Annotated in this window: 18 protein-coding genes and 1 tRNA gene; 13 read left to right on the top strand and 6 right to left on the bottom strand. The window is 42.5% G+C overall.

The window, feature by feature from the left end; translation table 11 throughout:
• Window positions 1–161 precede the first annotated feature (161 nt).
• The 3 genes from uvrB to DWW85_RS05370 all read left to right on the top strand — a co-directional run bounded on the left by uvrB (window position 162) and on the right by DWW85_RS05370 (window position 5,732).
• Complete coding sequence (gene uvrB / locus DWW85_RS05380) at window positions 162–2,150, top strand: excinuclease ABC subunit UvrB (protein ID WP_117807834.1); 1,989 nt, start codon at window positions 162–164, stop codon at window positions 2,148–2,150.
• Between the two features lie 197 nt (window positions 2,151–2,347).
• Window positions 2,348–5,185, top strand: coding sequence for an excinuclease ABC subunit UvrA (gene uvrA / locus DWW85_RS05375; RefSeq protein ID WP_117807832.1), 2,838 nt, complete (start codon window positions 2,348–2,350; stop codon window positions 5,183–5,185).
• A 118-nt stretch (window positions 5,186–5,303) separates the two neighbouring features.
• Window positions 5,304–5,732, top strand: coding sequence for a hypothetical protein (locus DWW85_RS05370; RefSeq protein WP_117807830.1), 429 nt, complete (start codon window positions 5,304–5,306; stop codon window positions 5,730–5,732).
• Window positions 5,733–5,779: 47 nt separating this feature from the next.
• Here the strand turns inward: DWW85_RS05370 and DWW85_RS05365 are convergent, their stop codons facing one another.
• On the bottom strand, window positions 5,780–7,087 hold the full coding sequence (locus DWW85_RS05365; protein ID WP_117807828.1) for an MATE family efflux transporter: 1,308 nt from the start codon (window positions 7,085–7,087) through the stop codon (window positions 5,780–5,782).
• A gap of 250 nt (window positions 7,088–7,337) precedes the next feature.
• On the opposite strand from DWW85_RS05365, the gene DWW85_RS05360 reads away from it, so the two are divergent.
• Entirely contained in the window at window positions 7,338–8,375 is a 1,038-nt protein-coding gene (locus DWW85_RS05360; protein ID WP_117807826.1) for a YeiH family protein, read from the top strand.
• 461 nt (window positions 8,376–8,836) lie between these two features.
• Here the strand turns inward: DWW85_RS05360 and fba are convergent, their stop codons facing one another.
• Window positions 8,837–9,706, bottom strand: a complete 870-nt coding sequence (gene fba / locus DWW85_RS05355) for a class II fructose-1,6-bisphosphate aldolase (RefSeq protein WP_021944348.1) — start codon at window positions 9,704–9,706, stop codon at window positions 8,837–8,839.
• Window positions 9,707–10,011: 305 nt separating this feature from the next.
• On the opposite strand from fba, the gene DWW85_RS05350 reads away from it, so the two are divergent.
• The 5 genes from DWW85_RS05350 (at window position 10,012) to DWW85_RS05330 (ending at window position 17,910) form a co-directional block, all read left to right on the top strand.
• Entirely contained in the window at window positions 10,012–12,645 is a 2,634-nt protein-coding gene (locus DWW85_RS05350; RefSeq protein ID WP_117807824.1) for an ABC transporter ATP-binding protein/permease, read from the top strand.
• A gap of 19 nt (window positions 12,646–12,664) precedes the next feature.
• Window positions 12,665–13,369 carry an ABC transporter ATP-binding protein gene (locus DWW85_RS05345; RefSeq protein ID WP_008401792.1) on the top strand — a complete coding sequence of 235 codons (705 nt, stop codon included), beginning with the start codon at window positions 12,665–12,667 and terminating at the stop codon, window positions 13,367–13,369.
• Window positions 13,370–13,378: 9 nt separating this feature from the next.
• Window positions 13,379–15,934 carry an ABC transporter permease gene (locus tag DWW85_RS05340; RefSeq protein WP_181986507.1) on the top strand — a complete coding sequence of 852 codons (2,556 nt, stop codon included), beginning with the start codon at window positions 13,379–13,381 and terminating at the stop codon, window positions 15,932–15,934.
• A gap of 136 nt (window positions 15,935–16,070) precedes the next feature.
• On the top strand, window positions 16,071–17,225 hold the full coding sequence (locus tag DWW85_RS05335; RefSeq protein ID WP_117807821.1) for an FprA family A-type flavoprotein: 1,155 nt from the start codon (window positions 16,071–16,073) through the stop codon (window positions 17,223–17,225).
• A 76-nt stretch (window positions 17,226–17,301) separates the two neighbouring features.
• Window positions 17,302–17,910 carry a phosphoribosylanthranilate isomerase gene (locus DWW85_RS05330; protein WP_117807819.1) on the top strand — a complete coding sequence of 203 codons (609 nt, stop codon included), beginning with the start codon at window positions 17,302–17,304 and terminating at the stop codon, window positions 17,908–17,910.
• Between the two features lie 105 nt (window positions 17,911–18,015).
• On the opposite strand, the gene DWW85_RS05325 is transcribed toward DWW85_RS05330, so the two are convergent.
• Both DWW85_RS05325 and DWW85_RS05320 read right to left on the bottom strand, forming a co-directional pair.
• Window positions 18,016–18,744, bottom strand: coding sequence for a LytTR family DNA-binding domain-containing protein (locus DWW85_RS05325; RefSeq protein WP_117807817.1), 729 nt, complete (start codon window positions 18,742–18,744; stop codon window positions 18,016–18,018).
• A 17-nt stretch (window positions 18,745–18,761) separates the two neighbouring features.
• Window positions 18,762–20,084, bottom strand: a complete 1,323-nt coding sequence (locus DWW85_RS05320) for an ATP-binding protein (RefSeq protein ID WP_117807815.1) — start codon at window positions 20,082–20,084, stop codon at window positions 18,762–18,764.
• A gap of 292 nt (window positions 20,085–20,376) precedes the next feature.
• On the opposite strand from DWW85_RS05320, the gene DWW85_RS05315 reads away from it, so the two are divergent.
• The 4 genes from DWW85_RS05315 to DWW85_RS05300 all read left to right on the top strand — a co-directional run bounded on the left by DWW85_RS05315 (window position 20,377) and on the right by DWW85_RS05300 (window position 23,850).
• A complete protein-coding gene (locus DWW85_RS05315) occupies window positions 20,377–21,489 on the top strand; it encodes an FtsX-like permease family protein (protein ID WP_181986506.1) in 1,113 nt (370 codons plus the stop codon).
• Between the two features lie 125 nt (window positions 21,490–21,614).
• On the top strand, window positions 21,615–22,712 hold the full coding sequence (locus DWW85_RS05310; protein WP_181986505.1) for an ABC transporter permease: 1,098 nt from the start codon (window positions 21,615–21,617) through the stop codon (window positions 22,710–22,712).
• Between the two features lies 1 nt (window position 22,713).
• Window positions 22,714–23,391 (top strand): ABC transporter ATP-binding protein, encoded by a 678-nt coding sequence (locus DWW85_RS05305; RefSeq protein WP_117807809.1) that lies wholly within the window; start codon window positions 22,714–22,716, stop codon window positions 23,389–23,391.
• A gap of 51 nt (window positions 23,392–23,442) precedes the next feature.
• Window positions 23,443–23,850: a type II toxin-antitoxin system HicB family antitoxin gene (locus DWW85_RS05300; protein ID WP_242996048.1), complete on the top strand. Its 408-nt coding sequence runs from the start codon at window positions 23,443–23,445 to the stop codon at window positions 23,848–23,850.
• Window positions 23,851–24,062: 212 nt separating this feature from the next.
• Here the strand turns inward: DWW85_RS05300 and DWW85_RS12625 are convergent, their stop codons facing one another.
• Both DWW85_RS12625 and DWW85_RS05290 read right to left on the bottom strand, forming a co-directional pair.
• Entirely contained in the window at window positions 24,063–24,260 is a 198-nt protein-coding gene (locus DWW85_RS12625) for a hypothetical protein (protein ID WP_147340896.1), read from the bottom strand.
• Window positions 24,261–24,551: 291 nt separating this feature from the next.
• Window positions 24,552–24,625 (bottom strand) — tRNA-Pro (locus DWW85_RS05290).
• Between the last annotated feature and the right edge of the window lie 151 nt (window positions 24,626–24,776).

The following is a 24,776-nucleotide window of genomic DNA, read 5'->3' as shown; positions in this document are numbered from 1 at the left end:
ATCCGCTTTGCGGATGACACAGTGGGAAGCGGAAGGTTCTTATAGAATAAAGAACAAATATTCGATTTGCTCTGTACTTTTTTTAAATGGAATGATATATTAGACAGAGAACAATAATAAGAATATTGATTGTATTTAGATAGATATATCAGGAGAACATAATGGATCATTTCAAATTAGTATCAGAATATCAGCCGACCGGTGATCAGCCGCAGGCGATCAAAGAGCTGGTGGATGGATTTAAAGAGGGAAACCAGTTTGAAACCCTGTTAGGTGTAACCGGTTCCGGTAAGACATTTACCATGGCAAATGTAATAGCACAACTGAATAAACCGACGCTGGTGCTTGCGCATAACAAAACGTTGGCGGCACAGTTGTATTCGGAAATGAAGGAATTCTTTCCGGAAAATGCGGTAGAATATTTTGTTTCATATTATGATTATTATCAGCCGGAAGCATATGTGGCATCGACTGATACTTATATAGCGAAGGATTCTGCGATCAACGATGATATTGATAAGATGCGTCACAGCGCAACTGCGGCATTGATAGACAGAAAAGATGTTGTGGTCGTATCCTCGGTATCCTGTATTTACGGTATCGGTGATCCGGATGAATATCGGGAGCAGATGCTGTCGCTCCGTGTCGGAATGATCAAGGATCGGGATATGGTGATCGATGAACTGACGGATATCCAGTATGTCAGAAATGATATGGATTTCCACCGTGGAACATTTCGTGTACACGGGGATGTGCTGGAGATTCTTCCGGTATCGACATTTGAAGATGCTGTGCGGGTTGAATTCTTTGGTGATGAGATTGACCGTATCTGTGAATTTGATCCGTTGACCGGAGAGATCAGGCGCAGCCTGAATTTTACCTGTATCTTTCCTGCTTCTCATTATGTTGTCGGACATGAGAAGCTGGAGCGTGCACTTACAAAGATCGAAGCGGAATTGGCTGAACGGGTACAGTATTTTAAGGAAAATGATAAGTTGATCGAAGCGCAGCGGATTGAAGAACGGACAAATTTTGATATAGAGATGATGCGGGAGACAGGCTTCTGCTCCGGTATCGAGAACTATTCAGGGCCATTATCCGGCAGAGAATCCGGGGAGACTCCGAGTACATTGCTGGATTTCTTCGGTGATGATTTCCTGTTGATCATAGATGAGTCGCATATGACGATTCCGCAGGTCGGAGGAATGTATGCAGGTGACCGTTCCAGAAAACAGAATCTGGTAGATTATGGATTCCGTCTGCCATCCGCATTGGACAACCGTCCGTTGAATTTTGAAGAATTTGAATCGAAGTTAGATCAGGTGTTATTTGTATCGGCGACACCATCCAAATATGAAGCAGAGCACGAGCTGCTCCGGGCTGAACAGATCATCCGGCCGACCGGATTGCTGGATCCACCGGTGGATGTCCGTCCGGTAGAAGGACAGATCGACGACCTGATGTCAGAGATATTGAAAGAGACAGAACAGGGACACAAGGTTCTGGTTACAACACTTACAAAACGTATGGCAGAGGATCTGACAGATTTCCTGCGTGAGAATGGCATTAAGGTCAAATATCTTCATTCCGATATTGATACAATGGAGCGTGTAGAGATCGTGCGCGATCTCAGAATGGGTGTATTTGACGTATTAGTTGGTATCAACCTCCTTCGTGAGGGACTTGATATTCCGGAGATCACACTGGTGGCTATCCTGGATGCAGATAAAGAGGGCTTCCTGCGTTCGGAGACTTCATTGATCCAGACGATCGGACGTGCTGCGAGAAATTCAGAAGGTCATGTTATCATGTATGCGGATACCATGACGGATTCCATGAAGCATGCGATCTCGGAGACGAATCGACGCCGGAAGATACAGGATGCATATAATAAAGAACATGGGATCATACCGAAGACGATCCAGAAGAGTATCCGTGATCTTATTACAAATGAAGTCACAGAAGATAAACCGGTTGTGGATGCAGAGAAAGATATTGAATCCATGACAAAGAAAGAGCTGAAAGCAATGATCGATAAGCTGACAAAGAAGATGAACATGGCAGCCGCTGACCTGAACTTTGAAATGGCAGCGATCGTCCGTGATGAGCTGAAGAAGTATAAAGAAGCACTTCGGGACTATGATAAGTAGAAAATACAATACAGATCATGCTGTCGTACTAATTGAAAGTGTATAAACATGTATGATCATAATATTATTTGTTTGAATATTAGTTGTTAAACTAATATGTAATGTATCTTTCATATTGTATAAAAGTAATAATAAATATAATGATCATACATGTTTATAAGATTCAAATAAAATGAGCAGAAAGAAGGTCAACCGAAATGGGTGATATTAAGTATATTACGATTAAAGGTGCAAAAGAACATAACCTGAAGAATATAGATGTGAAGATTCCGAGAGATAAATTTGTCGTTGTGACAGGTCTGTCCGGTTCGGGCAAATCCTCACTGGCATTTGATACGATCTATGCCGAAGGTCAGCGACGCTATATGGAGTCCTTATCTTCCTATGCAAGACAGTTCCTTGGACAGGCAGAGAAGCCGGATGTCGAGAAGATCGAGGGCCTGTCGCCTGCGATATCGATCGATCAGAAATCGACGAATAAGAATCCGAGATCCACAGTCGGAACAGTAACAGAGATCTATGATTATTTCCGTCTGTTATATGCAAGAGCAGGAATCCCACACTGTCCGAAATGTGGAAAAGTGATCAGCAAACAGAGCGTGGATCAGATGGTAGACGATATCATGCAATTGCCGGAACGGACAAAATTCATGGTACTCGCACCGGTTATAAGAGGCAGAAAAGGGGAACATGTGAAGCTGTTGGAGAAGGCGGCAAAGAGCGGTTTTGTCCGTGCGATCATTGATGGCAGTATGTATGAGTTATCCGAGGAGATCAAGCTGGATAAGAATAAGAAGCATAATATTGATATCGTTGTGGATCGTCTGGTCGTTCGTCCTGATATGGAACGAAGACTGACAGATTCTGTAGAGACAACTCTGCGGATGGCAGAAGGTCTGATGAAGATTGAGGTTATAAATGCAGATGGAGAAAATGAGATCTTGAATTTCTCTGACAGCTTTTCCTGTCCGGATTGTGGAATCAGCATTGATGAGATCGAGCCCAGAAGCTTTTCATTCAACAATCCATTTGGCGCATGTCCATGTTGTGCCGGTCTGGGATTTAAGATGGAATTTGATCCGGATCTGATGATCCCGGATAGCAAGCTGTCGATCAATGAAGGGGCAATTGTTGTGCTGGGCTGGCAGTCCTGTAATGATGGAAAGAGTTTCACAAATGCAGTACTTCGTGCATTGGCAGAGGAATATCATTTCTCACTGGACACACCATTTCAGGATTACAGTGATGAGATCAAAGATCTGTTATTATATGGCAAGAACAGCCGTCCGGTAAAGGTTCACTATAAAGGACAGCGTGGAGAAGGCGTCTATGATATTACATTTGAAGGTCTGATCAAGAACGTCCAGCGAAGGTACCGGGAGACCGGAGGTGAGACGACCAAGGCAGAGTATGAGACTTTTATGACGATCACGCCATGTGAAGAATGTAAGGGAAAACGTCTGAAACCGACAGCACTGGCTGTTACGATCGCCGATAAGAATATTGATGATCTAACCAGAATGTCGATCGAGGATCTTACAGACTTTATGGATAATATTAAGTTGACAGACCGGCAGATGCTGATCGGCGGGGCAGTTTTAAAGGAGATCCGGGCGAGATTGCATTTTCTGATCGATGTAGGCCTTGATTATCTGGCACTTTATCGTTCTACAGGCACATTGTCCGGTGGCGAGGCACAGCGAATCCGTCTGGCGACACAGATCGGTTCCGGGCTTGTGGGCGTTGCTTATATTCTGGATGAACCAAGTATCGGTCTGCATCAGAGAGATAATGATAAGCTGATCGGAGCATTGGAGCATTTGCGTGATCTTGGAAATACTCTGATCGTAGTAGAGCATGATGAAGATACGATGCGTGCTGCGGATTATATTATAGATATCGGTCCGGGAGCCGGTGAAAATGGTGGTTATGTCGTTGCGGAAGGTACGGCAGAGGAGATCATGAAAAATGAGAACTCGATCACCGGTGATTATTTAAGCGGAAGAAAAAAGATTCCGGTACCGGAGGTACGAAGAAAGCCAACGGGCTGGCTGACCGTTCAGAATGCTTATGAGAACAACCTGAAGCATATTGATGTGAATATACCACTGGGTATTATGGTATGCGTGACTGGTGTATCCGGTTCGGGAAAGAGCTCACTTGTAAATGAGATCTTATATAAGAAGCTGGCGAGAAGACTGAACAAGAGCCGTATCAAACCGGGACATCATGATCACATCGTGGGATACGATGCACTCGATAAGGTGATCAATATCGATCAGTCACCAATCGGAAGAAGCCCGAGATCGAACCCGGCAACCTATACAGGTGTATTTGACATGATCCGTGATCTGTTTGCAAATACAAAGGATGCCAAGGCAAGAGGATATAAGAAGGGAAGATTTTCATTCAATGTATCGGGTGGACGATGCGAAGCCTGCCGTGGTGATGGTATCATCAAGATCGAGATGCATTTCCTGCCGGATGTCTATGTTCCTTGTGAGGTATGCGGTGGCAAGCGGTACAATCGTGAGACACTGGAAGTAAAATATAAAGGTAAGAGCATTTATGATGTTCTGGATATGACTGTGGATGAAGCCTGCGAGTTCTTTGCAAATGTTCCAAGCATTCTGCGCAAGATCGAAACGTTAAAGGATGTTGGTCTGGGCTATATCCGTCTGGGACAGCCATCTACCACTTTATCCGGAGGAGAGGCACAGAGAGTAAAGCTTGCGACGGAGCTTGCCAGACGTGGAACCGGAAAGACGATCTACATTCTGGATGAACCGACGACCGGACTTCATTTCGCCGATGTTCATCGTCTGGTGGATATTCTTCGCAGACTTAGTGACAGTGGAAATACCGTAGTTGTTATCGAGCATAATCTGGATGTTATAAAGACTGCCGATTATATCATCGACATGGGACCGGAAGGCGGTGTCCGCGGTGGAACAGTGATCGCACAGGGAACACCGGAGGAGATCGCAGAATGTGAGAATTCATATACCGGACAATATCTGAAGCGGTATTTATAAAGTGTGAAGATAGAGAATACAATTAAGCTCTTATATAGATATCAGTTTTATAGAATGTGTAGAATTGATATAGAGGAATTAGAGATATAGAAATTTGGAAACATAAGGAATTAGCAACATGAGGAATGATAAGATCATTGGCGCATTGATCGGCCTTGTAGGTGCGGCCGGTAATTCCGGCTGGACAGAGAAAACAGATCAGACGATCGCAAGTGCGTTATTACAGGAAGACAATGATGAGACAATAGAGGAAATACACCGGGAGAAATACCGGCTTTCTCCCGGGTGTTCCACCTGTACGGCTCCATGCGGGAATACATCTGATTATGATATGAGCTGTTTCTGGAATGGCAGCCTGGAAGAACAGAAGCGTAAGCATGACATAATCAATGAATTACAGCAGGTGGCAGAACAGTATAACAGCGGAAAACTTAAGAGATTACCTGAGGTCTGTTTCCGTGCACTTGCATGCTTTTCTTATGGCATGGACGAAGCTGCATACGAGTCTTTAATGAGCGACTTCCATAATATAGCCGAAACTGTTTAAGAGCAGAACTGCAGATAGAGTTACAGTTATATCTTAGCGTTTATGTTCTATATAGATTTGCTTTTCAGGCAGCCAAGGCTGACAAATAACACTACGACTTCAACGATCGGCATAACAAACCACAGGCTGGATGCACCCAGACACAATGGAAATACAAGGATACAGATACTGCTTAAGATGATATTTCGGAGCAGTGAGATGCACAGGGATTGTGCAGATTGCAGTATCGCCTGTAAATAGTAAGAAGTCAGCAGGTTAATGCCAAATGGCAGGAATGCAAAAAAGTAGGTTCGTACACCCAGATTTGCAATATCAGTCAGTGTTGGATTCATTTTAATAAAAATACGACAGACCGCAGTCGGGAATAAGATTCCACTAAGTGAGAAGATGGCACCCATTATAAGGATAGTGGTATATGCCATCTTTTTTATTCCTTTGATTCGGACCCCATTTCCTGCACCATAATTAGTAGAGATAACAGGCTGGATCGACTGACCGACTCCGGTAAACAGGGAGTTGAACAGGATTACACAGTTTGAGATCACGCTGTAGATCGAGAGTGCATTTTCACCGCAGTATTTCAGGATTTGGATATTAAACAGCAGTACGATGAATCCATTTGCAAATTCATTGAAAAAACTTGGGATACCACCGACAATAATATGACGGATACTGGGAATCGTGTGAATCGGTCGGATGAAATGAAGACCGTTTTTGCGTGAGAAAAAGTGTGAGCCACCGACAATTACCTGGATAGTCATACCGAGAACGGAAGCGAATGCGGCACCGCCCATTCCCATATGCATAGGAAATACAAAAATGATATCCAGTGCGATATTTACGACGCCGCCAAGCAGAACTCCCGCCATTGCACGGTTTGGATCATTGTCGGCACGGATAAAGATTGCTACATAATTTGAAAATACAGCAACCGGAAGGAAAATGTTGATATAACGCATGTAGGACATGGCGTATGGGAATAAGGTGTCATTTGCTCCCATCAGATGAAGCAGCTTAGGCATGCAGGTGGCATAGATCAGCCATAAAAGGGCAGTAACAGCCGTAATCAGGAAAAAAGAGATCGTAAAATAACGATTGGATTTCTGATGATTACCACTTCCCCTGTGAACACTCATCTGTACAGAGCCGCCGACACCAAACAGGATTCCGGTTGACATCAGGATGCAGAGAAGTGGTGTTGTAATACTTAGGGCAGCAAGAGCATTTGCGCCGACACCTTTTCCAATGACGATCGCATCTGTCAGTGTATAAATAGACATAACCATGGCACTTCCAAGTGATGGTATCAGAAATTTGAAGTATAATTTTTTCAGATTGTCTTTTAATAAATCCATTATAAGTCCTCCTATGCTGTGCTGTTCACAAAAAAAGAGCCAGATAAGATAATCTTATCTGGCTCATAACATTCATGTCCATCCGGGAATCCTGAATAACATTCAGAACACCTTGCAAGGTATATCATATATACCGTCCGATTCGTGCCTATTATACCAAGTTGATAGAAAATGTCAATCAATTTTATGGCATTTTTAGTATGCGGGTGTTATAATAGCATCCGCAAAAAACACAGTGAGGTAGGAATAAATGAATTTTATTAAGAAAAACTGGATAGGAATTCTGGTGTGTTTTATCATAGCAGTTCCTTCATGGTTAATTGGAAAACGGTTTCCGGTTGTCGGCGGACCGATCATTGCGATATTAGCCGGTATGTTGATCGCACTTGTATGGACGGATAAGGGAAAGGCAGAAGCCGGTATCAAATGGACATCAAAGATTGTTTTGCAGACAGCCGTTGTATTATTAGGATTTGGCATGAATCTCGGAGTAATCCTGCAGACAGGAAAACAGTCGCTTCCGATCATTATCTGTACGATCGGTACATCCTTATTGATCGCATGGATCCTTCGAAAGGTGATGAAGGTTCCGGCAAATACTTCGATTCTTGTCGGTGTTGGATCTTCTATCTGTGGTGGTTCTGCAATCGCAGCAACAGCACCGGTTATAGATGCAGATGACGATGAAGTCGCACAGGCTATTTCTGTTATCTTTTTCTTTAACGTGCTTGCGGCTATCTTCTTCCCAATCATTGGAAAAGTAATAGGATTTGACACGGCATCCGGTGATGCATTTGGAATATTTGCGGGAACAGCCATCAATGATACATCTTCTGTAACAGCGGCGGCATCAACATGGGACAGCATGTGGAATCTTGGAAGTGAGACTCTCAATAAGGCAGTAACGGTAAAACTGACCAGAACACTGGCAATTATACCGATCACATTAGTGCTTGCGGCAGTTCGTGCAAGACAGGCGGCAAAGACAGAGCAGAAGACAAATGGATTCAGCTTGAAAAAAGCATTTCCTATGTTCATTCTGTATTTTGTGATCGCATCTATAATCACAACGATCTGTATCAGTCTGGGCGTAAATGCGGATGTATTTGCACCGTTAAAGGAGCTGTCCAAATTCTTCATTATCATGGCTATGGCGGCGATCGGGTTAAACAGCAATGTTATTAAGCTGATCAAAACCGGTGGCAAGCCGATTTTGTTAGGTGCATGCTGTTGGATCGGCATTACCTTGGTCAGCCTGCTTATGCAGCATGTTATGGAAATCTGGTAAAGAGATATAGGAATGCCCGTGGGGCTCAAACAGGCACCCACATTTGCAGATATATGCATTTCATCACGAAATCCTCGCAATATTTTTCAGGTATTATGCCGGCTGGCAGCTATGCCCGGGGACGTTCCTGAATGAAAATATTTATGTAGCATGAGAGAAAATTCTCCATAGCACAGAATATCATAACATAGTACAAGCCAGATATGGTTTATGTAGCAGAACGAGATTATAAGGCAGTTGTCAGATGATACATTCACTATTATGAAGCAAGCCTTTTTCAACGTCGGTTCTTAGCGAACTACCACAGGTAGTGAGGTTAGAACCGCTACGTTGAAATAGAGCAAAAGCGCCTTGCGGAATAATATGTGAAATGTATCAGCTGGCAACTGTTATACAGAAATCTGATCTGCTACATAAAGCCATATCTGGCTTGTACTATGTTATGATATTCGTACTATATACTAGTCGTTAGCTTTGCCAACTGATCCGAAAAGTTCCATCTTTTCTTTAACAGTAGCCTTGATAGCTTCGAAACCAGGAGCAAGAAGCTTTCTAGGATCAAATCCCTTACCTTCAAGATCCTTACCAGCCTCGATGTACTTTCTTGTAGCATCTGCGAATGATAACTGGCACTCTGTGTTAACATTGATTTTTGAAACGCCAAGTGAGATAGCTTTCTTGATCATGTCAGCAGGGATACCTGTACCACCGTGAAGAACTAATGGCATAGTACCTGTCTTCTGCTGGATAGCATCAAGTGTTTCGAATGAAAGACCCTTCCAGTTTGCTGGGTACTTACCATGGATGTTACCGATACCGGCAGCAAGCATATCTACGCCAAGATCAGCGATGATCTTACACTCTTCTGGATCTGCGCACTCGCCCATACCAATAACACCGTCTTCTTCACCACCGATTGAACCAACTTCACACTCGATAGAAAGACCAAGCTGATGAGCAACATTAACAAGCTCTGTTGACTTAGCAAGGTTCTCTTCGAATGGATAGTGTGAACCATCGAACATGATAGATGTGAATCCGGCCTTAACACACTTGTAGCATCCTTCATATGTTCCGTGATCAAGGTGAAGAGCTACAGGAACTGTAATTCCTAAAGAATCGTGCATAGCCTTAACCATAGCTGCAACTGTTTCAAATCCAGTCATATACTTTCCAGCGCCTTCTGAAACACCAAGGATTACAGGAGACTGAAGTTCCTGAGCTGTAAGAAGAACAGCCTTTGTCCATTCAAGGTTATTGATGTTAAACTGACCAACGGCATATTTTCCAGCCTTAGCCTTTTCCAACATTTCTTTTGCTGAAACTAACATTATAAATTCCTCCATTGAAAAAATTATTTTGGGCTTTCATCTGCCCGAATTGTCCACATTTATAATGTAAAAATCCGGTTAGATAACCCTACTCTGTCGCCATTATACATTATTTATTTCCAAAATAAAAGCCATTTACAAAAACTTGATAAAAATAAAAAAATACTGCGCCATAATAACCCTGATATCGCGGCGTAGTATTTTATCATTATGTAAAACATTTATAAAAGAATCCGCCATTTCCTTGAAATGCTAAAACCGGGATGGTAAAATTTTTATAATATAATTCGTGGAGGAAACAATATATGCTTCAGTTAAAGAAGATTGTGAAGGACTATCAGACTGGAGATGAAGTGGTAAAGGCGTTAAAAGGCATTTCCATTAATTTCAGAAAGAATGAATTCGTATCGGTACTTGGTCAGTCCGGTTGTGGTAAGACAACGCTTCTTAATATTATAGGCGGACTTGATCAGTATACGAGTGGTGATCTGGTTATCAATGGCAGATCAACAAAAGAATTTAAGGCAAGAGACTGGGATTCATACCGGAATAATTCGATCGGTTTTGTATTCCAGAGTTACAATCTGATTCCGCATCAGACGGTTCTCGCAAATGTCGAGCTGGCGCTGACCTTATCCGGTGTATCCAAATCCGAGCGCAGAAAACGTGCAAAAGAGGTGTTGGAAAAGGTTGGTCTGGGCGATCAGATCTATAAGAAGCCGAATCAGATGTCCGGTGGACAGATGCAGCGGGTAGCGATCGCCAGAGCATTGATCAATGATCCCGATATTCTGCTTGCAGATGAGCCGACTGGAGCCCTGGACTCCGAAACCAGTGTCCAGATCATGGAGCTGTTAAAGGAGATCGCAGAAGAAAAGCTGGTCATCATGGTAACACACAATCCGGAGCTTGCAGACAAATATTCTACAAGAATCGTGAAGTTGTTAGATGGTAAGATCATAGATGATTCCGCACCATTTTCAGATGAAGACGAAGCGAAAGAATCAGAAGAAGCATATGCACCGAGAAAGACATCTATGTCTGTATTTACGGCATTTTCCCTCAGCTTTAATAACCTGCTGACGAAGAAAGGACGAACCCTTTTAACGGCATTTGCCGGAAGTATCGGTATCATCGGTATGGCTCTGATCCTGTCATTATCCAGTGGATTCCAGGGCTATATCAATGATGTGCAGGAGGAAACCCTGTCATCCTATCCGATCGAGATCCAGAAAAAGGCAATGGATTATTCTGCCCTGATCTCGGAAATGGCGGGTAATACAAAGGAAGAAGATCTGAGTGATCATGACCCGGATCGTGTATACTCCGGTGATGTCATGGGCGATATGATGGTATCCATGCTCTCAGAGGTAAAGGAAAACGATCTGGAAACATTTAAGAAATATATTGAAGATGATACAAATGGATTCAAGGATATCGTGAGTGATATCAAGTATACCTATGATACTCCGATGTATGTATTTAACGAAAATGCAGCAGGCGGTACACAGCAGGTAAATCCAAGTATCATGATGCGAGAGATGGGATTTGGCGATATGGAAGAATCTCAGAAATCCCTTTCAGGCTTCATGTCGGCATTCAGTTACGGAAATAATTCCATGGATATGTGGAAGCAGTTAATGAGTAATCGGGAGCTGTTGGAACAGCAGTACGATGTGCTTGCAGGACACTGGCCTCAGAATAAAAATGAAGTTGTACTGGTCGTTGATAAGAATAACGAGATCAGTGATTTTACCTTATATACATTAGGTGTCAGAAATGCTTCTGATCTTGGAGAGATGGTTCCGAAGATCATGGCAGGTAAAGATTACGATGCACCGGAGGAAATGAGCTTCTCCTATGATGATCTTTTAAATCTCAAATTCAAGCTCATTCTGCCGAGTGACATTTACCAAAAAAATGCAGACGGAACATGGGCAGACAAGAGTTCCGATGAAGATTATATGGCAGATGTGATCAGCAAAGGTCTGGATATTCAGGTCTGTGGTATCATCCGTCAGAGCGAATCCTCTTATGCAGCATCGATCGATGCGGGAATGATCGGTTATACCGCTGAACTTGCAGAGTATGTTGTATCCGAAAATGAAAAATCGGAGATCGTAAAACGACAGCTTGACAATCCGGATACCGATGTATTTACAGGACTTCCGTTTTCAAACGGAGAAGATATCGACATGAGTCAGGTGGACATGCAGCAGATCGTTGCATCTATGAACCTGTCAGAGGAACAGCAGGCATATATTTCACAGATGTCTGATGAGCAGTTATTTGAAATGTTAAAGGAACAGGGCTATTTTGCACAGTCTACCGCAACCTATGATGATAATATCGAGAAGCTTGGATTTGCGGATCTGGCAAAGCCGTCCGTTATCAGCCTGTATTGTTCAGAATTCGCGGACAAGGATAAGCTGACAGATCTGATCGACAAATATAATGATTCACATTCAGACAGCGAGATCACTTATACCGATTATATCGGGCTGATGCTATCTTCCGTTACGAAGATCATCGATGCGATCACTTATGTATTGATCGCATTTGTAGCTATCTCGTTGATCGTATCATCGATCATGATCGGAATCATCACCTATATCTCTGTACTGGAGAGAACGAAGGAGATCGGTATTCTTCGAAGTATCGGAGCGTCGAAAAAGGATATTTCCCGTGTGTTTAACGCAGAGACATTTATTATCGGACTGGTATCCGGTGCGATCGGTATTCTGGTTACGGTGCTGTTAAATATCCCGATCAGCAAGGTGATAGAGAAATTTGTAAATGTGCCAAATGTATCTTCACTTCCGGTAAAGGGTGCGGTGATCCTTGTGGTCATTAGTGTTGTGCTTACTCTGATCGGCGGTCTTATCCCATCTAAGATGGCAGCGAAGAAAGACCCTGTAATAGCACTTAGAAGTGAATAACAGAAAGGAGCGAGGCGGCATGAGTGCATATGTTGAGTTTAAGGATGTTAAGAAAATATATAAGACCGGTGAGGTTGAAATCCATGCTCTGCGGGATGTGAACTTTGAGATTGAAAAAGGAGAATTCTGTGTCATCGTTGGAGCGTCAGGAGCGGGAAAGACAACGATTCTGAATATCCTGGGCGGAATGGACACGCTGTCCGGCGGCAGTGTATATCTGGACGGAAAAGAAATCTCCGGGCTGAACAAGCGGCAGCTTACGGCATACAGGAGATATGATGTAGGATTTGTATTTCAGTTCTATAATCTGGTGCAGAATCTGACGGCACTGGAAAATGTAGAGCTTGCGGCACAGATCTGTAAGGACCCGTTAGATGCGGCAACGGTATTAAAGCAGGTAGGGCTTGAGGATCGTATGGCAAATTTCCCTGCACAGTTATCCGGTGGAGAGCAGCAGCGGGTAGCGATCGCCAGAGCACTTGCAAAGAATCCGAAGCTGCTTTTATGTGATGAACCGACCGGTGCGCTGGACTATAATACAGGAAAATCCGTACTCAAATTGCTTCAGGATACCTGTAGGAATACCGGAACTACGGTTATCGTTATCACACATAATCAGGCACTTACAGCAATGGCAGATCGTGTGATCACAGTTAAGAGCGGAACAGTAGAGAAGGTTGTTCTGAATGATAACATTAAAAATGTAGAAGATCTGGAATGGTAGGTATGTCTTATGAAATCAATGATGCGTCGTACGACATTTCGAGAAATTAAAAACAGTTTTGGACGGTTTGCAGCGATTCTCGCAATCATAGCGTTAGGTGTTGGTTTCTTTTCAGGCCTGAAGATGACCAAGCCGGCTATGGTGAAGACGATTACGGATTTCCTCAGTGATTCGGAATTCTATGATCTGCATCTGGTGTCTACTCTTGGCTATACAGATGAGGATGTGGAAGCATTTGCGGGTGAGGATGATGTCCGGTATGCAGAGGGCAGCTATTCATTTGATGTGCTTTATGATGGTATGGGTGATAATGAACGTGCACTCAAAACCCTGTCATTGCCGGAGCATGTGAATGACATCCGCTTGGTGGATGGCAGACTGCCGGAAGAGGATGATGAATGCGTAGTGGATGACAAGCTGACAGATGTGAGAATCGGTGATGTCATTACCGTGGCAGATACGAATGGTGATGCCACTGAGACAAAGCTCCGCTATAGGGAATTTACGGTTACCGGAACCGTACAGTCCTCCCTTTATATTAATTTTGAACGTGGAACGACTACTCTCGGGACCGGTAAATTAAGTGGATTTGTATATATGAAGCCGGAAGCATTCGACTGTGAATGCTACACTGACGTCTATGTCAGGTTTGATCAGGACTATGCGTTATACAATGATGCGTACGATACCTATATGGACGAGAAAAAGGATGAATGGGATGCTATCTGTCATGAGCGTGTTACGAAACGATATCAGGCGCTTTTGATGCAGACCGGGCTTACCGAAGATATGGTTGCCGGCGTAACCATAGATGACGCACCGGATGTCAGTTATTATATTCTTGGCAGGGAGACGAATGTCGGTTATGTCTGTTTTGAGAGTGATTCCGATATCGTGGATGGTGTAGCAAAGGTATTTCCGGTGTTCTTTGTATTGGTTGCTGTGCTTGTCTGTATGACGACGATGAATCGTATGGTCGAGGAACAGCGAACAATGATCGGAATGCTAAAGGCACTTGGATACAGTGAGCATACGATCATGAGCAAATATATGATCTATTCAGGGCTGGCAGCAGTTATCGGATGTATAGGAGGCTTTTTTGCTGGAACGTATGCATTCCCACGGGTAATCTGGAAAGCATATCATATGATGTATCTGAATATTAGCTTAAAATATATTGTAGACTGGAAGCTGGCAGGAATTGCTATGCTGGTATCTCTGGCATGTTCGGTAGGAACGACATGGTTTACCTGCCGGTATGAGCTGTCGGAGACTGCGGCAGGTCTGATGCGGCCGAAGGCACCGAAGGCGGGCAAACGTGTATTTCTTGAGAAAATATCATTTGTATGGAAACGGTTAAAATTCCTGCATAAGGTATCGGTTCGAAATATCTTCCGGTATAAGAAGCGTTTCTTTATGATGGTAATAGGAATCAGCGGATGCACAGCCCTGCTTCTGACCGGATTTGGTATCAATGATTCGATCGCCGGCTTTGCAGATCGTCAGTATGATGAGATCCAGATCTCAGACGGAACGATGACCCTTGCAGAGAGTGTTGATGATGTGAAGAAAACGAATGCAGCTTCTGAGGAAAATCAGAAGGATCAGCAGGAAGCAACGCAGACGGGTTCGGAATCAGCGGCAGCCGGTGATCTGTATGATAAATTAGACAAATATATGCAGGACTATGATTTTGTTGGTGAGACAAGCTGGGATCTGATAGAGTCCGATGGCATTAAGAGCATTAATCTGGTTATTATGAAGGAACCGGAGCATTCGGACAAATACATGGATTTTCACAACAGTAAGAATGAGAAGGTCGCTTATCCGGGCAAGGATGAGGCGATTATCAACAGTGCTCTGGCAACCCGGTATGATCTGTCCGTTGGAGATACCATTACGATCCGGAACAGTGATATGAAAGAGATCAAGGCAAAGATTTCCGGCATCTTTGAAAATTATGTATATAATTATGTATATCTGTCGCCGGAAACATACATGGATCAGATGGGAGAAGCTCCGGTATATCATTCCGTCTATTTCAATCTGAAGCCTGATATGGATGCACATGAAGTGGCTGCCGATCTTATGAAAGGAAATGTAGTTTCTGCAGTAGTCGTGAATGGAGATATGCGCGAACGTATCAGCAATATGATGAAGAGTCTGGACTATATCGTTCTGGTCGTTATCCTGTCGGCGGCAGCACTGGCATTTATCGTGCTGTATAACCTGACAAATATCAATATTACAGAACGAATCCGGGAGATTGCAACCGTAAAGGTGCTTGGATTTTTCAGAAATGAAACCTCATCTTATGTGTTCCGTGAAAACTGGGTGCTGACGGCAATCGGAATAGCGGTCGGTCTGGTGCTCGGAGTATTTCTGCATAGCTTTGTTATGGATCAGATTCGTGTGGATATGGTTTCATTTGACACTTACATTTCACCGCTTAGTTATGTGTACAGCATTATCCTGACGTTTGCTTTTAATGGCTGTGTCAACCTGTTCATGTCGGTGAGACTGGAGCGGATCAATATGGCGGAGTCCTTGAAGTCTGTGGATTAAAGCGGATAAGATAAAAATGCAAAGAACATATTGTATCGGGTTCTGTGTTGATACCATATGTTATAAGAAAACTGCAGGTGTATAGAGTGATTGCAGGCAGAAAATATATAAATGAAATGACAGGAGGAAGAAAAGAATGACAGTTACAAATGATATTAAGTACATCGGTGTGAATGACCATGAGATCGATCTGTTTGAGGGACAGTATATTGTGCCAAATGGCATGGCATATAATTCTTATGTGATCATGGATGAGGAGATTGCCGTTATGGATACGGTGGATCAGAATTTTACAGATGAATGGTTTGCAAAGCTGGAAACGGAGCTTGCAGGCCGGACACCGGATTACATCGTAGTTCAGCATATGGAGCCGGATCATTCGGCGAATCTTGCAAATTTCATGGAGAAATATCCGACAGCAACAGTTGTTGCAACAGCGGCAGCATTTAACATGATGAAGAACTTCTTTGGAAAAGATTATGCTGATAGAAGAATGATGGTGAAAGAGGGAGATACCTTATCACTTGGAAAGCATGAGCTGACATTTGTCATGGCTCCGATGGTACACTGGCCGGAGGTTATGGTGACCTATGACAGCACAGATAAGGTATTATTCTCCGCGGACGGCTTCGGCAAATTCGGAGCCTTGGATGTAGAGGAGGACTGGGCATGTGAGGCTCGCCGTTACTACATCGGAATCGTAGGAAAGTTCGGTGCACAGGTTCAGGCATTGTTGAAGAAGGCAGCAGGACTGGATATCCAGATCATCTGTCCGCTTCATGGACCGGTTCTGACAGAGAATCTCGGATACTACATCGGTTTATATGATACATGGTCATCGTATGGAGTGGAAACGGATGGCGTAGTGATCGCTTACACATCTGTTTATGGACATACAAAAGAAGCAGCAGAGCTTCTTGCAAAGAAGCTGACCGAGAAGGGATGCCCAAAGGTAGCAGTCAATGATCTTGCCCGTTGTGATATGGCAGAGGCAGTAGAGGATGCGTTCCGTTATGGCAAACTGGTGCTTGCAACAACGACCTATAACGGTGACATTTTCCCATTTATGAGAGAGTTCATCAATCACCTGACAGAGCGTAATTTCCAGAACCGCACGATCGGTCTGATCGAGAATGGCGCATGGGCTCCAATGGCTGCAAAGGTTATGAAGGGTATGTTTGAAAACAGCAAGAATCTGACATTTACTGATACAACAGTTCAGATCAAGGCGGCATTAAATGACGCAAGCCTTGCACAGATCGATGCACTGGCAGATGAACTGTGTAAATAATCGATTCTTATATAGAAGTATTGTTCTACCACTATGATAAAGAGGTCGTACATATAAATGACAGAATGGAGAAACTATGAGTCTGGTAAAAATCTGTGGAATCACAGAAGAACAGGAAGTTGAATATGTAAATGAAGCCGGCGTGGATTTTATGGGAATGGTGATGTTCTTTCCGAAAAGCAAGCGGAATATCACAGTAGAAAAAGCATCTTCCCTTATAAAAAAACTGAACCCTGCGGTCACATCCGTAGCGGTAACGGTAGAACCGACGCTCGATCAGATCCGGGAGATCGAAGCTGCCGGAATCCAGATGATCCAGATTCATGGGGATATCAGCCAGGAACTGCTGCAGGAGATCCATATTCCTGTTATCAAAGCATTTAATGTACATGATCTGTCTTCCTATGAGAAATATCATCAGGCTGATATAGTAAAAGGATATATCTTTGATGCACAGACACCGGGCAGTGGGAAGATCTTTGACTGGTCTGTACTTTCCGATATTCCACATGATGAGAAGTTTGCCCTTCTTGCCGGAGGTTTAAATCCTGACAATGTGGCAGAGGCATTTGCCGCAACTCATGTGGATGGTGCAGACACCAGCTCCGGTGTGGAGAACGACACCGGAATCGGCAAAGACCGGGAGAAGATCCTGAGATTTGTGGAGAATGTGAAGAATCAGTAGAAGATGTATTATTTCAGGCACTCTGTGGGCAGTGATACGTTTTTGAGCAGACATTGGTTATTTTCATTGACTGCTTGAAAGGTATCATGCTTATAGGGTGCTGTTTTATTGTGCGATTCGCAGCAATGCTTTTCGTATGTCATCCAGATAATTTCTTCCGACCGTCTGGGTCTGTTTATTTGCAAGATAGATCGTGGAGCCGGATAAGGAAGTGACATGATTTATATTGACAATGCAGGATTTGTGACACCGTATAAATGGTTCGGGCAGATGCTGTTCCATGTTTTTCAGCGAGGTTCGTTCTGTGTATAAGCCGGAAGCTGTTGTGATACAGCAGTCATGCCCCAGCCTGCTTATGGAAATGATATCGTTGAATGGAATCCGTATGATATTATTGTCCTTATGCAGGCAATAGTAGTCTGAAGAATGCAGTGAAATATACTGATCCAGGCAACGTTCGATCGCTTCAGGTGAAACAGGTTTTAATAAATAGTTGATCGCCTGTGCCTGATATCCGTCAAAGACATATTCGCGGAAGGCTGTAAGAAAAATAATATCTCCTTGATATCCGTTTTTCCTTAATTGTGTACAGATATCGATTCCATTTTTGATGTGATCATCGGCAGGTATATTCGTGTCGGCATTTTTCAGTTCAATATCGGAAAACAGCAAATTACAATCTTTCATAAATGCTGATCCTAAAATAGAAGTTTCATCGTGAAACCATTTGACAGAAACAGCATATTCCTTTTTCTCAGCCCAGTTATGTATAACTTCCGCTAATTGTTTATAATGTTTTGGAATGTCTTCCAGTACAGCGATATTTATATTCATCCGATTAGTTCATCCTTTCATTTAAGTGGCAATAATATCCGGATCATAAAGGTATCTGTTGTTGGTTGAATATCTAAGATACCGTTATGATCATTTATAATGCTTTGGATTCTCGACAGCCCTAATCCATGTTCGGGTGTATCCTTTATGGTTTTCGTTGATAGAAAATGATTCTTCTTATCTATTCTGTAATTTCCATTTGTCCGGTTGCTTATGACGATGGAAAGCATATTCTGAAATGGTTTCATCGAAAAATCAATCGAGCGTTGTTCTGTTTCCGGAAGCTGTTCACATGCTTCGATGGCATTGTCAAATAAATTACCAAGTAAGGAACATAATTCAATATCCGATAGCGGAATGCTGTCCGGCAGAAATACCGAGTATTCAACCTGAATCTGTGCAGATTTACATTGGATCAGTTTATTTGTGAGGATGCTGTCTACCGTGGAGTTGCCACTCGCAAGAATGTAGTGGTTGTTATTTACGGTTGCGGTCAGGTCCCGGATAAATGCCTCTGCTTCCGGATATGCATGATTTACCATCAGGGCGTGAAGGGTGTCCAGATGATTGCTGATGTCATGCTTCAGATAGCGAAGCTCTGATATGGAGCTGATGATCTGGTCGTATTGCTTACGCTCCATTTCTGATAGGAGCTGTTGTCTGGACAACTGGATATTTTTCTCACGTTCTATGCCGAGATGGTACAGGTATATTGTCAGGGAGACAAATAAGATCAAGATCAGGAAACAGATGGCAGACAGAAGATCTGCATAGGTTTCCGGGCTTCCGGTATGGATATTTACCTGACCGGCAACGATAAGATTTTCAATCACGATGCATAAGACTGACAACAGAACGAAGGTTATTTTTTCTGTTCGTGAGAGCTTGAAGGCTCTGGATGAGAAACAGAGCAGAATGGATGTCAATACCGTAAGGGTCAGAAGATACAGGATCGTAACCGAGCTTTGTACTGCATGATCCGTCAGCATCCTATCGGCATCTGTGTGCAGCCATTCTACAGGGAATATGGTCGCTGTGAATTTGGAAGCAAGTTCTACTATGCAGAATATAACGACCCAGAACAGATTGCTGATCTGGAACGTAAAGAATATACAGGTATACAGGTAATGTAAGACCAATAGTATAGTCAGGGATTTGATGATAACGGGAGCCTGCATGACATCCAGTAATAAGGCACATTCTGCCAATACGAGAACCGACAGGATCTGTAACAGATAAGAATATTTCAAGTTTCGTCGGTTTAATTTTCCATTTGCAAGTATCAGAAAAAGAAATGATACCCAGATATTTATAATAAATTCTACAATATAGTCACTCAAAAATATCCCCTCGCATTCCCATATCGTTTGTGTTCATTTTCGATAAATCTACACTTCTACAATATTTATTGTAACATACCAGCCTTTGCTGTGAAGACTATAATTTCATTTCCGTATGTTGTTTGCATCCGGCAGGATGTTGTTTGCGCCGGCGTGCCTTGAACAGGGGAATGTGGATGGTATGATGATGAAAAATCATTTACTTGCAAGGGATGATCTTTCAGGTGTACGGGGTGAGAGGTGGCTGCAAAATCATTTACTTGCATGGTTATTTAGGAAGGAGGGCATATCTATGATATTCGGACATGTATTAAAGAAACACATAAGCATGAATCCTGTCATATCCGGGTTGTTATTGTCAGGCGTTGTCATATGTGTATATTGCATCAGTATCATGCTGGGGTTGGCAGTTGGACAGTATCAGTTGGCTACCTGCAGCAATACGGAAGCATCTCTGACGATAGATATAGACGAGAAAAACGGTATAAATATGGATGAGATGTCTGCATATCTGAACAGCATCTCAAAAAAAGGGATGGTAAATGTATTATATTTCACAAGGTTGGAAAGTAAAAAAATATTGGTAGGCTGGGATGGAACAAAAGGAAACAATTGGTTTCCGATCACTTCAGGAAATTTTTTTAACAAAGAGGAACAGGCAGCAGGTGAATATGTTGGTTTTGTATCTGATAATATGAAAAATGCAATAGCCGGAAGCGGAAGTTTTGAGGCAGGAGAGCATACATATGAAGTAATCGGTATGGGCTGGATCGTTCCATGGTCCTTTGCTTCAGCCAGATCATCACAGTCGCAGATCGACATTTTAGGGGAAGAAGCCGGTGAGGAAATGCAATATATGTTGATTCCATATAAATGCTATAAAGAAGAATTTCAACCGGAACAGATACTGGCACAATTCAATTATGCATCTTATGAGGATTTGCAGAAATATGCAGAAAAAATACAGGATATGTTTCCTTCGACGCAGGTATATTTACCTGATAGTAATTCCGATGATGTGCTGGAAGAAGGACGGACGCAATATGAAATACTGGCATTTCTTTTGTGTATGATCGCCGGGATAACAGTGATCAGACTCATGTCAGAGTGGATCACAACTTATAAAAAAGAGATCACCGTTTTGTGGTTGTGCGGGATGCCAAAAGTACGATGCATGTTATTGATCTATGGACACTGGCTTTTATATTATGGCGTTGGCAGTATCATTGCGATTATTCTGCAATATCTTACATTTCCATTACTTCAATATGTCTATGGAAATGCATTCCCAATGCCTGACAGCCTGAGATATATATTAGCTGTTATGTTTGGATTTTCGATATTATGTACGTTAAGACCAATGGGAAAAGTCGTTCGTTTATATACAAAGGGGGAGATCGTATGAATTTTCTTCGGATATGCAGGTATTTATATACAAAAAGGTTATGGGGGGAGTTTGTTTTATTTGTTCAATTAATATGTATGTTAGAAATGTCGTTTGTTGTATTAAAACCGGTTGATTCATATTTAATGGAGAAAAAACAATTAAGGGCGGCATATGTATCAGACCTCGATTCTATGGTGCATTTTAGTAAAAATAATTTGATATATGAACAAGAGATGAAAGGAAATAGAGCTGCGGCACAGGAAATCTATAAACTTCTGCTGGAGGCAGACGATGTTGAAAAAGTGGATCGATGTGCATTTGAAAATGGTACTTATATGCAGACGGATGGGAAGATGAGCAGTGCAAATCTGGTTTTATATTCGAGTGAAATGTTAGATGTTATCCGGTTAAATACGGAATCGGCGGCGTTGAAAAATGTATCGGAAGGATATGTTCCGATATTGGTCAGCAGTTCTATGGCAGAGGAATTACCGGTTGGAACAAAGACAGAAATCAATCTTGCTTTTGATGATACGATAAAAATACCGTGTGAGGTGGCAGGTATCTTACAGGAAGACAGTGCGGTTCCTGTGGTTTTCAGTTATGGAGATATCATGGAACTGGGAGATATGGCAGTTCCGTCGAAAGATTTATCGGAATACAGATTTATTGTATTTGGCAAGGCTATGGATGAATTATTTGCTCGTTTGACAAATGTTAATTTCCTGATAGAACCGGATGAACATATATCGGGAGAAAATCTGGCAACCTCTTTGCAAAGCAAAATGAGAAATTATGGAACTTTAAATACTTATCGGACGATAGCAGCAGGAGCTTTTAAGAATATGCTGAAAGAAAATGCATGGTATGTGCTTGCATTTGCTTTGTTGACCTTGATCGCAGTATTTGGATATGGCGGGTATCTGTATCTTATGATCGCACAGAAGAAAAATGAGTTTGCAGTATTTTATATATTAGGAATGACAAGAAAGAAGATGATAGCGGTTATTTTCTCATCCGGTGCAATTTTGCTGGCTGTGTCATTTGGAATAGCGGCACTTTTATATCCATGGTTTACAAAAACGGTATTAAAAATACAGGAGAGTTACGGATACACAGGGATATTTAGTTATGGATTTTCAGCAGGTGTGCTTTTGTTCATTCTGCTATTGAGCATATGGATGGGATTCCGGCGAACCGGAAAACAGGCAGAGATCGAATTATTAAAGGGTGGTGACTGATATGATCGAATTAGAAAAGATTGAAAAAATATATAATGCAGGAAAAGCAACCGAGACGCACGCATTAAAGGATATTAATCTGAGAATAGAAGAGGGGGATATGGTTGCCATTACTGGACCCTCCGGTTCCGGGAAATCAACTCTGCTGCATATTATTGCAGGAATTGATTCGCCGAGTTCCGGGAAATATCGTTTTTGTGGGAAACTGGTTTCTGATATGTCTGATAAAGAAAGATGCAGAATACGCAATCAAAAGATAGGGATGATCATGCAGGATTTTGGACTCCTTGGAAACGATACAGTTCTGCGGAATGTATGTCTGCCCGAAGTGATCGGAGGACGATATAATCGTAAATTTGAAAATAAAGCAAAGGAAATATTGTCGGCTGTTGGGCTTTCGGGGTTAGAGCAAAAAAAGACAAATCAGTTATCGGGCGGACAAAGACAGCGGGTTGCGATCGCCAGAGCATTGGCAATGGATGCAAAAATAATCATTGCAGATGAACCAACGGGAGCGTTAGATTCTGAAAATACCGATAGTCTTATGGATTTATTGTTGGAACTAAACAGACAGGGGATAACGATCATTATCGTATCGCATGATCCAAAGGTTGCGATGCGGTGTCCGATCCGGTACAGGATAGAGGATGGAAGAATTGAACGAACGAAAATATATTAACATTACACAATTGTTGTGTATAAATAATATTATAAGGAGGGATAATACTGGGTGAAAAGATCGGATTTAATTAGACAACTTGAGGCAATAAGGATGAGAAATGTATATCCAGTTTATTTTACAAAGACAGAAAAAAATATATTAGTTGAAGTTCCAGATTTCGATATTTTGACAGAGGGAAGGGATATGAACGAAGCCATTGATATGGCTCGTGATGCTATTGAATTGAAATGTATATCCATGGAGGATGATAAAGAGGATATTCCTGATCCATCCAGAATAACAGAGTTAGATATTAGTAGTGGAACATTTGCTGAAGAAGGTGAGACCATTGTTTCTTTTGTGGATGTTGATTCGGCAGAATATAGACGAAAAATTGATACAAGAACTGTTAGAAGAAATGTAGCGCTTCCAAGCTGGTTAAATTATGAAGCGGGTTATTTTGCGCACTGTATATAATTTGAGCAAAAAATACTTTGCGTACTGTATATAGTTTCAGAAATTTACTTCAACACCGTTTCCGTTTTGGGCAGAAGAAGTGACGGTTGCATTTTTGATCGTAACAGTTGCACCATCCACCCGGAGAGCGTTCTCATCATCGCCGGTAGAGGTATAAGATTCGTTGCTGTAGGTTCCGGCGGAATCAATCGTATTTGCGCTATTACACTGAGTTACTTCGCTTGAACCGCCAAATCCACTGCCGAGCTGACCTGCGTTGTCACCATCCGGCTTATCAGGAGGAGTGCCATTGGAATCTTCCGGTGCATTGTCGTCGTCCGGTTTTTTCGGTGGAGTACCATTCGAATCGGATGGAGCGTTCTGGTCTCCAGACTGACCGGAAGAAGCGTCAGATGCTGTTGAACTATCATCCGTGGATGCAACAGCTTCTGTTGTTAAAAATTCGCTTACCTGTATGTGCGGTTATAAAACAATCCGTTTCTTGTGTTGAAATACAAAAATGGAAGGATACATTACTATTATGCAGCAAGCCTTTTCTAACGCCGGTTCTTAGTGAGCCGCCAAAGGCGGGGAACTTAGCACCGTTGCGTTAGAATAGAGTGCAAACGTCTTGCGTAATAATGGGTAATGTGTTCTTCCATTTTTAAGATTTGGAAAAACGGATTGTTTTATAACTGTGCGTAAAAAAGAGCACAAAAAAATCGGCGCGACAGGATTTGAACCTGCGACCTCTTCGTCCCGAACGAAGCGCTCTACCAAGCTGAGCCACGCGCCGAAAGAAAATCCATACTCAAATGTATGGTTCCCAACACCTGTATTAGTATAAATATTTCTCCTGAAAAAAGCAAGTGTTTTGTTAGAAAGAATTAAAAATTATAAAAAAGCGTGCAACACTAGCCGTTTGTCCAGTGTACAGTGTACCAAAA

This window comes from Clostridium sp. AF17-21AC (genome assembly GCF_003461365.1).
Lineage (GTDB): Bacteria > Bacillota > Clostridia > Lachnospirales > Lachnospiraceae > Coprococcus > Coprococcus ammoniilyticus.
The sequence above is the reverse complement of the archived record's forward strand: the minus strand, read 5'-3'. Positions and strand labels throughout refer to the sequence as shown.

What these genes read in the sequence shown, in the direction of transcription:
- DWW85_RS05325 (WP_117807817.1), bottom strand. Translation starts at nt 18,744, where the DNA reads ATGAATATAAATATCGCTGTACTGGAAGACATTCCAAAACATTATAAA.
- uvrA (WP_117807832.1), top strand. Translation starts at nt 2,348, where the DNA reads ATGGGTGATATTAAGTATATTACGATTAAAGGTGCAAAAGAACATAAC.
- DWW85_RS05370 (WP_117807830.1), top strand. Translation starts at nt 5,304, where the DNA reads ATGAGGAATGATAAGATCATTGGCGCATTGATCGGCCTTGTAGGTGCG.
- DWW85_RS05335 (WP_117807821.1), top strand. Translation starts at nt 16,071, where the DNA reads ATGACAGTTACAAATGATATTAAGTACATCGGTGTGAATGACCATGAG.
- DWW85_RS05350 (WP_117807824.1), top strand. Translation starts at nt 10,012, where the DNA reads ATGCTTCAGTTAAAGAAGATTGTGAAGGACTATCAGACTGGAGATGAA.
- DWW85_RS05360 (WP_117807826.1), top strand. Translation starts at nt 7,338, where the DNA reads ATGAATTTTATTAAGAAAAACTGGATAGGAATTCTGGTGTGTTTTATC.
- DWW85_RS12625 (WP_147340896.1), bottom strand. Translation starts at nt 24,260, where the DNA reads ATGATAGTTCAACAGCATCTGACGCTTCTTCCGGTCAGTCTGGAGACC.
- uvrB (WP_117807834.1), top strand. Translation starts at nt 162, where the DNA reads ATGGATCATTTCAAATTAGTATCAGAATATCAGCCGACCGGTGATCAG.
- DWW85_RS05315 (WP_181986506.1), top strand. Translation starts at nt 20,377, where the DNA reads ATGATATTCGGACATGTATTAAAGAAACACATAAGCATGAATCCTGTC.
- DWW85_RS05340 (WP_181986507.1), top strand. Translation starts at nt 13,379, where the DNA reads ATGAAATCAATGATGCGTCGTACGACATTTCGAGAAATTAAAAACAGT.
- fba (WP_021944348.1), bottom strand. Translation starts at nt 9,706, where the DNA reads ATGTTAGTTTCAGCAAAAGAAATGTTGGAAAAGGCTAAGGCTGGAAAA.
- DWW85_RS05365 (WP_117807828.1), bottom strand. Translation starts at nt 7,087, where the DNA reads ATGGATTTATTAAAAGACAATCTGAAAAAATTATACTTCAAATTTCTG.
- DWW85_RS05310 (WP_181986505.1), top strand. Translation starts at nt 21,615, where the DNA reads ATGGAGAAAAAACAATTAAGGGCGGCATATGTATCAGACCTCGATTCT.
- DWW85_RS05305 (WP_117807809.1), top strand. Translation starts at nt 22,714, where the DNA reads ATGATCGAATTAGAAAAGATTGAAAAAATATATAATGCAGGAAAAGCA.
- DWW85_RS05330 (WP_117807819.1), top strand. Translation starts at nt 17,302, where the DNA reads ATGAGTCTGGTAAAAATCTGTGGAATCACAGAAGAACAGGAAGTTGAA.
- DWW85_RS05345 (WP_008401792.1), top strand. Translation starts at nt 12,665, where the DNA reads ATGAGTGCATATGTTGAGTTTAAGGATGTTAAGAAAATATATAAGACC.